This window comes from Leisingera sp. McT4-56 (assembly GCF_020514995.1).
GTDB lineage: Bacteria > Pseudomonadota > Alphaproteobacteria > Rhodobacterales > Rhodobacteraceae > Leisingera > Leisingera aquaemixtae_A.
Genome location: NZ_JAJALF010000023.1, coordinates 67324 through 75187, shown reverse-complemented (window position 1 = coordinate 75187; position 7864 = coordinate 67324). Strand labels below are relative to the sequence as shown.

Below are 7864 nucleotides of genomic sequence, written 5' to 3'. Positions count from 1 at the left end.
GGCGGCGCAGCTGCGGCCTGTGCTGCCATCTGAGGGGCTGAATTTCGCGCTGACGGACGAGTTGGACGGCGATCCCGGCTGGCTGGGGCAGGACCGGGCAATGGATGCGATCCGGATGGGGGCGCTGGCCGCTCATGAGGATATTTCAGGTGCGCATGAAAGCGAGATGGCCGAAGTTCTTGAGGACGCCCGCACGGCGCTGGAGGCAGCGTGCTGTCCGCTGGTGATTAAAAGCTGGGGCCGCGGGCCGGCGGGCGGGATTGATGGAGATCATTTCGACCTGCGGCAGCAGGCGTAGACTGACAGCATCTGGGGAGACCGCGAGGGTAGGGGCATGGACACCAACTGCCTGCCAAAAATGGACATGACGGACAACACGACCGGCTGCTGCCCCAAGTTTAACCCGGCAGGATGGGATGGCCGCAATCTGCATTTCGAAAACAAGCCGTTTGTCCGGGCGAAAACACGCAGTCTTCTGCATTTTCCGCTGAACATGGGAAAAGTCATTTCGCGGGTGCAGAGGCATATCGAAGACGCCGGCGTGCAGGATCCGGAAGGGTATCTGGTCCTCAGCCGGGATCTGTCCCACGCGGAAGCGGAGCATTTCTTTGCGGTGACCGGCGGGGTGCCTAATGAAGAAATGACGGAGATTTCCGGCGACTTTATCACCCGGGTGTTCGAAGGCCCCTACCGCAGGGCCAAGGACTGGATGCATGACATGGAGGTTGCCGCCGAAGCCAGCGGCAAAAACGCGGAGCGCATTTTCATGTTCTATACGACCTGTCCGAAATGTGCCCGGGCGTACGGCAAGAACTATGTCATCGGAGTTGCCGAAGTCAGTTAACGATTCACTCTGCAGGAGGTGGCTATGCAAGACCCGGAACTGGAAATTCTCATTGACCGGCTGGAAAATGAGGCGGATCTCACCCTGGCGGATTTTGACGGTGTGCTGCATGCTCTGGCCTATTTGCTGCCGGGAGCGGCGCCGGATGACGAACACGCCGCGCAGCACATCGGCACCGCGGATGGGGCCATGCATGTGGCCGACGCGGCTTTCCCGGACTGGGACGTGCATATCCGGGGCCGGGCCTATGGCAAGCATGGCCGCTGGCATTGCACCCTGCGGGAGAACGACAATCTCGACAATGATGCGGCGATCGGCCTGGGGCAGTCGCCGGTTTTGGGGCAGGCGATCCTGGCGGCGGTTTTCCGGCTGGCGATGATCCTGAAAAAGGACTGAACAGGTGCGGCCCGGAGGGGCAGCGGGGAAGGAAGGCTGATGTCCGGAATTTTGACAATCACACTGAACCCCGCTGTCGACCTGGCGACGTCGATCGAACGGGTGGCGGCAGGCCCCAAGCTCTATTGCAAGGCGCCGCGGGTGGATCCCGGCGGCGGCGGGGTGAATGCGGCGCGTGCGATCCGCAAGCTGGGCGGCCAGGTGACGGCGCTGGTGGCGGTGGGCGGCGCCATGGGGGAGCAGCTGCTGCAGCTGCTGGCGGCTGAGGACGTGCTGGCGCTGGCAGTCCATGTGGCCGGCGAAACCCGGCAGAGCTTTGCGGTGACGGATGAGACCACCGGCGAGCAGTTCCGCTTCAGCGTTCCCGGTGAGACCATGGACAGCGCCGACGGCGCCCGCCTGCTGAGCGCGATCGCGCAGGCCGCGCCGCGGGACGGCTATGCGGTGCTGAGCGGCGGCGTCACGCCTGGGCTGGACGACGATTTCCCGCAGCAGGTGCTGGCGGCCGTTGCGCCGCGCCGGTGCAAGCTGGTCGTCGATACCTCCAAGGCGGCGCTGGCGCATCTGCTGGCCGCGCCCGGCAAGCCGGTGCATGTGCTGCGGCTGGACCAGCGGGAGGCGGAACAGGCGGCGGGGCACGAACTGGCCACGGTGGCGGACAGCCTGGCGTTTGCCCAGGACCTGATTGCACGCGGCGTGGCGGATATCGTGGCTGGCGGGCGCGGTGCGGAAGGGTCGGTTCTGGCCACCAGGGACCAGCGGTTTTTCTGCCGCGCGCCTTATGTTGAAGTGCAGAGCAAGATCGGGGCAGGGGATGCCTTTACCGGCGCGCTGACGCTGGCGCTGTCGCGCGGCGAGGCACTGGATCAGGCGCTGCGCTGGGGTGTTGCCGCGGCCAGTGCCACGGTTGGCACCGAAGGCACGGCGCTGTTCGGGCGCGGCGAGGTGGAGGCACTGCTGCCGCAGTGCGAGGTAGCGGCGGCCTAGCTTGCCTTTTCGGCCTCGGCGGCGTTGCGCAGGACCTGCAGGAAACTGTCTGGCGTGACGGAGATGCTGTCGATGCCAAACTCCACCAGGCGGCGGGCATAACCCGGGTTGTTGCTGGGCGCCTGGCCGCAAAATCCGACCTTGGACTCTGCCTTGTGCGCCTCACGGATCACCGTTTCGATCATCCACAGCACCGCCGGGTCATCCTCGCGGAACAGTTCTGCCAGCGCGTCGGAGTCGCGGTCGATGCCGAGCGTCAGCTGGGTGAGGTCATTGGAGCCGATGGAAAAGCCGTCGAAGCGTTCGGCAAATTCCGCCGCGCGCAGAACGTTGGAGGGGATTTCGCACATGACGTAGACCTCCAGCCCGTCCTGGCCGCGTTTCAGGCCGTGCTCTGCCATCACCGTCAGCACCTTGTCGGCCTCCTCGGGCGTGCGGCAGAAGGGGATCATCACGATCACATTCTTGAAGCCCATCTGGCCGCGCAGCCGGGCAATCGCCTGGCATTCCAGTGCAAAGCCGTCGCGGTATTCCTCCGAGTAGTAACGGGAGGCGCCGCGGAAGCCGATCATCGGGTTTTCCTCAGCAGGTTCAAAGACTTGCCCGCCCAAGAGGTCGGCGTATTCGTTGGTCTTGAAATCGCTCATCCGGATGATCACCGGCTTGGGGTGGCAGAAGGCGGCGATCCGCGACAGGCCGCGGGCCAGGCGGTCGGTGAAATATTCGGTCTTGGGGTCATAACCTGCGGTCAGCGCCTCGATTGCGGCGCGGGTTTTTGGGTCGGGCACCTGATCGAAGCGCGCCAGCGCCATCGGGTGGACGCGCACCGCGTTGCTGATCACGAATTCCATCCGCGCCAGGCCGACGCCGTCCACCGGCAGCCGCCACCAGCGCAGCGCAGCGCCGGGGTTGGCGAGGTTGAGCATGATCTGGGTCTTGGGGCGGGGCAGGTCCGAAAGGCTGTCTTCGGTGACGGCGATCTGCGACAGGCCTGCGGTCACGACGCCCTGTTCGCCGCCTGCGCAGGAGACCGTGACGTCCTGCTGATCGTGCAGAATCTCGGTGGCATTGCCGCAGCCGACGATGGCGGGCAGGCCCAGCTCGCGGCTGATGATCGCCGCGTGCGAGGTGCGGCCGCCGTGGTCGGTGACGATGGCGGCCGCCCGTTTCATGACTGGCACCCAGTCGGGGTCGGTGGTGCCGGTCACCAGCACCGAGCCGTCCACGAAGCGGCTGATGTCCTTGGCGTTTTCAATGATCGACACCCGGCCCGCGACGGCGCCGCTGCCGACGCTGAGCCCGGTCAGCAGCACCGGGCCGGGATCCGTCACCGCATAGGACCGGAGGGTGCTGATGGCGGCGCGCGACTGGACGGTTTCCGGGCGGGCCTGCACGATATAGATCCTGCCGCCGGCCCCGTCCCGGGCCCATTCCATGTCCATCGGGCAGCCATAGTGGTCTTCGATCACCTTGGCCTGGCGGGCCAGCATCAGGATCTCCGCGTCGCTGAGGACGTATTGCGCCCGCTCGGCTTTGGAAGCGGGGACGTTGCGCGGGCTGCCGTCCCGGTCCTGGATCATCTTAACGGCCTTGGCGCCCAGCCGCTTTTCCAGGATCGGCGTCAGGCCGGGGGTGTCAAGGAAGGGTTTGAAGACCTGGTATTCATCCGGGTCCACGGCACCCTGCACCACGTTTTCGCCCAGCCCCCAGGCGGCGTTGATCAGGACGGCATCGGGAAAGCCGGATTCGGTGTCGATCGAGAACATCACGCCGGCGCCGCCGGTGTCGGCGCGCACCATCTGCTGCACCCCGACCGACAGCGCCACCTTCATATGATCGAAGCCGTGGATCCGGCGGTAGGAGATCGCCCGGTCGGTGAACAGCGAGGCATAGCATTTCCGGCAGGCCTCCAGCAGCGCCTGCCCGCCGCTGACGTTCAGAAAGGTCTCCTGCTGGCCGGCAAAGCTCGCCTCCGGCAGGTCCTCGGCAGTGGCGCTGGAGCGCACGGCGACGGGTACATCCGGCTGTCCTGCCGCGGTGCTGAGGCCGCGGTAATGGGCAAGGATCGCCTGCGCGGTCTTTGCAGGCCAGTCTCCGGCCAGGATCATGGAGCGGATCGCCTTGCCCGCTTTTTGCAGCGTCGTCCGCCCTGCGGCCAGCGCGTCCAGTTCCTGGTGAATCCGTGCTTCGAGCTTATTGGCGGACAAGTAGCCGCGGTAGGCATCGGCGGTGGTGGCAAAGCCCGGCGGCACGTGGATCCCCTTGGAGCCAAGCGCCCTGATCATTTCTCCCAGAGAGGCGTTCTTGCCGCCGACCAGGCCGGTATCGGCGCGTTTCACCTTGTCGAAGCTGATGACGGGCGGGGTGGAATGGGCCATGTCCGGTCTCCGGTCCTGCAGGGGTAAACCCATAATGGCAGGAATCCGGCGTTGGCCATTGATGCAGATCAGTGGCCCGGTCCGGCCGCCCCGGGGGCGGCAGCATGGGGGCCGGCGCGGATTGAGCGGCATCAATTCACGCAGGAGGGCGGGCTGATAGGCTCGCCCCGTTGACTGTTGCTTTTATGAAAGGTGAGCGGGATGGAAAACGTCGAACGTCTGCTGAAAGGCACTGTGGAGGAACTGGACCGGCTGCTGAACGCCAAGAACGTGCTGGGGGATCCGATCGAGAAGGGCGATGCGACGGTCATTCCGATTGTCAGCTACGGGTTCGGCTTCGGGGCCGGCGGCGGTGCGGATGCCAAGACCGGCGAAGGCGCGGGCACCGGGGCGGGCGGCGGCATCAAGCCGCTGGGGGCCATCATCATCGACCAGCGCGGCGCGCGGGTGGAATCTGTGCAGGGGGCGATGACGACGCTGGCGGCGGTGCTGGGCGACGCAGCCGGAAAGGCCATTGAAACGGCGGCGCAGACTGGGGGCGCGAAGGGCAGGAAAGGGCAGGGCTGATCATGGCGGGCCTTGGCGCAGCCCTTGCCGCGCTGCTGGCGGTGCTGTTTGCCCTGATCGTTCTGGTGCTGGTTTCGCCGCTCAGGATCGAGCTGGTGCTGCGCAAGGAGGCGGGGCTGGCCTATTCGGCGGCGCTGCGCCCGCTGGGCGGGTTCGGGCCGCGGATCAGGCTCTCCGGCAGGCGGCAACCGCACCCTGCGGCCAAAAAGCCAAGCCGCAAGCGGCCCTTCGATGCACGCAGGCTTGTCCCTGCGGCAGCACGGCTGGCAGTTGCCATACTGCGCCGCATCCGCGTCCGCGCCCTGATCCTTGACGCGGAATTCGGATCCGGCGATCCGGCGGAGACGGGGCAGATGTTCGGGATGCTGGCGCCGCTGGCATACGCAACCCTTCCGGCTCGGAGGCTGCAGGTCAGCCTGCAGCCGGTCTTTGACCGGGCGGTGCTGTCCGGCCGGGCAGAACTGGACGTTTCCTTGGTTCCGGCGGCGCTGATCGGGCCGGCGGTGCGGTTCGGATGGGACGCCTTCGGGCCGGTGCGGTGAGCTGGGTGGTCGACCCTCCGGTCCGGGCCGGAGCGCGGGCCTTTGCGGCGGTGTGCCGGGTTGAGCGGTCGCACCACTGCGGCGCGGCAGCAGCCGCCTGCTCCGGGGAGAAGCGGCCCGTGCTTATCCTGGCCTTTCACCGCGGCGGGGTGACGGCAGCGGGTGTTGATGGCAAAAGCTATTCTGCCGCGGAAATTGAGGAGAGGTTTCCGCAGGCCATCGCCAGGACGCTGGCCCGGCTGGAACGGACGCCGGAGGACCGGTGAGGCCTTATTGCCGTTGCCAAGGCCGGGGCCGGAGCGTTTCAAGTTGTCAAAGCTGAAGGCAAGACAAGGCAACTTCCAGTCACTGGCCCTGCGCGGTTGATACCGCAATGGCAGGAAACTGGCTCAGGAGATTGATAAAGACCGGCGGGCCCATTGATGTGGCAGGCCTTAGTCCAGTTCGGCATCCAGCTTCGCTTCCTCCCCAGTCACCGCCTTGAGGCCGGGGCCGGCAGCGTCCTTTTCCAGCAGGTTCAAGTGCAGCCGGATGCGCCAGAGGTGATAGGCCACCCTGTGCAGCCAGCGGACCGCATCGAGTCTCAGCCAGGCTGTTTCGTCCGGCAAGGTGCCGTCTGTGGCCTCGGAGATAAGCCGGTCTCGTTGCGATTTCCGCTGCTGGCGCATGATGCGGCGGACACGGTTCAACAACTGCTCGCATTCATCAGGGCTGCCGGCGTGCCCGGCATCGGCAGTTGCCAGGGTCAGCACCCCGGTGAGGCGCCGCAGCCGCATGTCATTCGACAATTCGCTGATCCTGTCCGTTTGCGTGCAGCGGTAAAGCAGCCGGTCCAGATGGTCGAGGATGTGATACATGCCCTTGATCTCGGCAAATTCCGCGCTGGCATTACCGGACAGTTCAATCTTGTCGAGGTAGGTGCTGGTTTCCGTGACTGCCGAGGAGAGGTGGCCCCACTCGTAATCGCTGTTGCCCGGAACGGGGGCGCCGGTGAGCGTTCTGAGGTGATGAATGGCAGCTGCCGTAACCCGGTTTACCGCAACTTTGGCGGCGGCGGTTGCGGCTGCCGGCTCGCGAAGAATCAGGTGGTCCAGCGATTGCGTCAATGCAGCGCCCCGGTCCGGGATCAGGAACTCGATCAGCCGCGCAAACGGGCGCGCGAAGGGCAGGATGAAGATCACGCCCAGGAGGTTGAAGAAGCTGTGAAAGGCGACGAGCGCTGTAAGAGAGTCCTGGGAGCCAACCCAATAGGACACGGCGGCAGCAAACGGGCCAAGCAGGAAAAACGCCAGGGCGCCTGTCATCAGGTTGTAGATCACATGCGCAAAACCGGTGCGCCGGGCCATGGTGCCCCCGCCCAGCGTGGCCAGAACAGCCGTGAAGGTTGTGCCGACGTCCATCCCGATGACCAGTGCCGCCGCTTGCGGAAAATTCACCGCCCCGGCGCTCAGGGCCGCCAGGGCGGTGGCAACGCCCGCGCTCGACGACTGGGTGACCAGGGTGATCAGGACACCGGCCGCAACAAGTTTCAGCCTGCCCGCAAGGCTGTCGGAGGGGAAGCTGTCCGGGGTCACGATGCCTTGAAAGGCTTCCAGGCCGGATTTCATCTGCTCGATGCCGATGAAGATCAGGCTGAAGCCCGCCAGGGCCTGGCCGAGATAGGAGATCTTGCGCCTGCCGGAGAGAGCGAGCAGGGCACCCAGCAGGACGACCGGCAGCATGGCCTGCCCGAGGTCGAGCTTGAAGCCCAGGATAGCAACCAGCCAGCCGGTCATCGTGGTGCCGATGTTGGCACCGAAGATGATCCCGAGCGCCTGCGGAAAAGTGAGCAAGCCGGAGGCGACAAATCCGACCGCAGCGACGGTTGTGGCGCTGGAGGACTGGATCGCCGCGGTTGTCACCGCGCCGGTTGCCGCGCCGGTGGCCGGGGTCGATGTGAACCGGCCCAGAATGCTGCGCAGGCGCGCCCCGGCAAGTGTCTTGAGACCGCCGGTCAGCAGCAGCATTCCAATCAGAAAGAGGCCGATGCCGCCAAGTGCCGGCAACACATTCCAGTACATCTGAAACAGAGTGCCAGAATTGCCGCCGGCCATCAAATCCGGCGCGCCCGGCCAGCGCGGCAGCCCTCTGCAGCCGATTGATGCGTATCA

The 7864-nt window shown here is 65.8% G+C and carries 9 protein-coding genes; 7 read left to right on the top strand and 2 right to left on the bottom strand.

Annotation, left to right across the window (positions count from 1 at the left end):
• From LHL23_RS19905 to LHL23_RS19890, 4 genes are all read left to right on the top strand, one after another.
• The coding region (locus LHL23_RS19905) for a hypothetical protein (protein ID WP_226431235.1) at nucleotides 1-298 on the top strand (298 nt) is incomplete at its 5' end.
• Nucleotides 299-364: 66 nt separating this feature from the next.
• Nucleotides 365-844 carry a hydrolase gene (locus LHL23_RS19900; RefSeq protein ID WP_226431234.1) on the top strand — a complete coding sequence of 160 codons (480 nt, stop codon included), beginning with the start codon at nucleotides 365-367 and terminating at the stop codon, nucleotides 842-844.
• A 24-nt stretch (nucleotides 845-868) separates the two neighbouring features.
• Nucleotides 869-1240, top strand: a complete 372-nt coding sequence (locus LHL23_RS19895; RefSeq protein ID WP_226431233.1) for a hypothetical protein — start codon at nucleotides 869-871, stop codon at nucleotides 1238-1240.
• Between the two features lie 39 nt (nucleotides 1241-1279).
• Nucleotides 1280-2227, top strand: coding sequence for a 1-phosphofructokinase family hexose kinase (locus LHL23_RS19890; RefSeq protein WP_226431232.1), 948 nt, complete (start codon nucleotides 1280-1282; stop codon nucleotides 2225-2227).
• Here LHL23_RS19890 and ppsA read toward each other — a convergent pair.
• Nucleotides 2224-4605: a phosphoenolpyruvate synthase gene (ppsA, locus tag LHL23_RS19885; protein ID WP_226431231.1), complete on the bottom strand. Its 2382-nt coding sequence runs from the start codon at nucleotides 4603-4605 to the stop codon at nucleotides 2224-2226. The genes LHL23_RS19890 and ppsA overlap by 4 nt on opposite strands.
• A gap of 201 nt (nucleotides 4606-4806) precedes the next feature.
• On the opposite strand from ppsA, the gene LHL23_RS19880 reads away from it, so the two are divergent.
• The 3 genes from LHL23_RS19880 to LHL23_RS19870 are packed head-to-tail and all read left to right on the top strand — an operon-like array spanning nucleotide 4807 to nucleotide 5980.
• A complete protein-coding gene (locus tag LHL23_RS19880) occupies nucleotides 4807-5172 on the top strand; it encodes a GerW family sporulation protein (RefSeq protein ID WP_222482421.1) in 366 nt (121 codons plus the stop codon).
• A gap of 2 nt (nucleotides 5173-5174) precedes the next feature.
• On the top strand, nucleotides 5175-5714 hold the full coding sequence (locus LHL23_RS19875) for a DUF2953 domain-containing protein (protein ID WP_226431230.1): 540 nt from the start codon (nucleotides 5175-5177) through the stop codon (nucleotides 5712-5714).
• Nucleotides 5687-5980 (top strand): hypothetical protein, encoded by a 294-nt coding sequence (locus tag LHL23_RS19870; RefSeq protein ID WP_226431229.1) that lies wholly within the window; start codon nucleotides 5687-5689, stop codon nucleotides 5978-5980. Before LHL23_RS19875 ends, LHL23_RS19870 begins: the two co-directional genes overlap by 28 nt.
• 168 nt (nucleotides 5981-6148) lie before the next feature.
• On the opposite strand, the gene LHL23_RS19865 is transcribed toward LHL23_RS19870, so the two are convergent.
• Nucleotides 6149-7774 (bottom strand): Na/Pi cotransporter family protein, encoded by a 1626-nt coding sequence (locus LHL23_RS19865; RefSeq protein WP_226431228.1) that lies wholly within the window; start codon nucleotides 7772-7774, stop codon nucleotides 6149-6151.
• Nucleotides 7775-7864: the final 90 nt, after the last annotated feature.

Bases quoted from the DNA above. Each gene is read 5' to 3' on its own strand.
- LHL23_RS19895 (WP_226431233.1), top strand. From the start codon at position 869: ATGCAAGACCCGGAACTGGAAATTCTCATTGACCGGCTGGAAAATGAG.
- LHL23_RS19880 (WP_222482421.1), top strand. From the start codon at position 4,807: ATGGAAAACGTCGAACGTCTGCTGAAAGGCACTGTGGAGGAACTGGAC.
- LHL23_RS19890 (WP_226431232.1), top strand. From the start codon at position 1,280: ATGTCCGGAATTTTGACAATCACACTGAACCCCGCTGTCGACCTGGCG.
- LHL23_RS19870 (WP_226431229.1), top strand. From the start codon at position 5,687: ATGGGACGCCTTCGGGCCGGTGCGGTGAGCTGGGTGGTCGACCCTCCG.
- LHL23_RS19875 (WP_226431230.1), top strand. From the start codon at position 5,175: ATGGCGGGCCTTGGCGCAGCCCTTGCCGCGCTGCTGGCGGTGCTGTTT.
- LHL23_RS19865 (WP_226431228.1), bottom strand. From the start codon at position 7,774: ATGTACTGGAATGTGTTGCCGGCACTTGGCGGCATCGGCCTCTTTCTG.
- ppsA (WP_226431231.1), bottom strand. From the start codon at position 4,605: ATGGCCCATTCCACCCCGCCCGTCATCAGCTTCGACAAGGTGAAACGC.
- LHL23_RS19900 (WP_226431234.1), top strand. From the start codon at position 365: ATGACGGACAACACGACCGGCTGCTGCCCCAAGTTTAACCCGGCAGGA.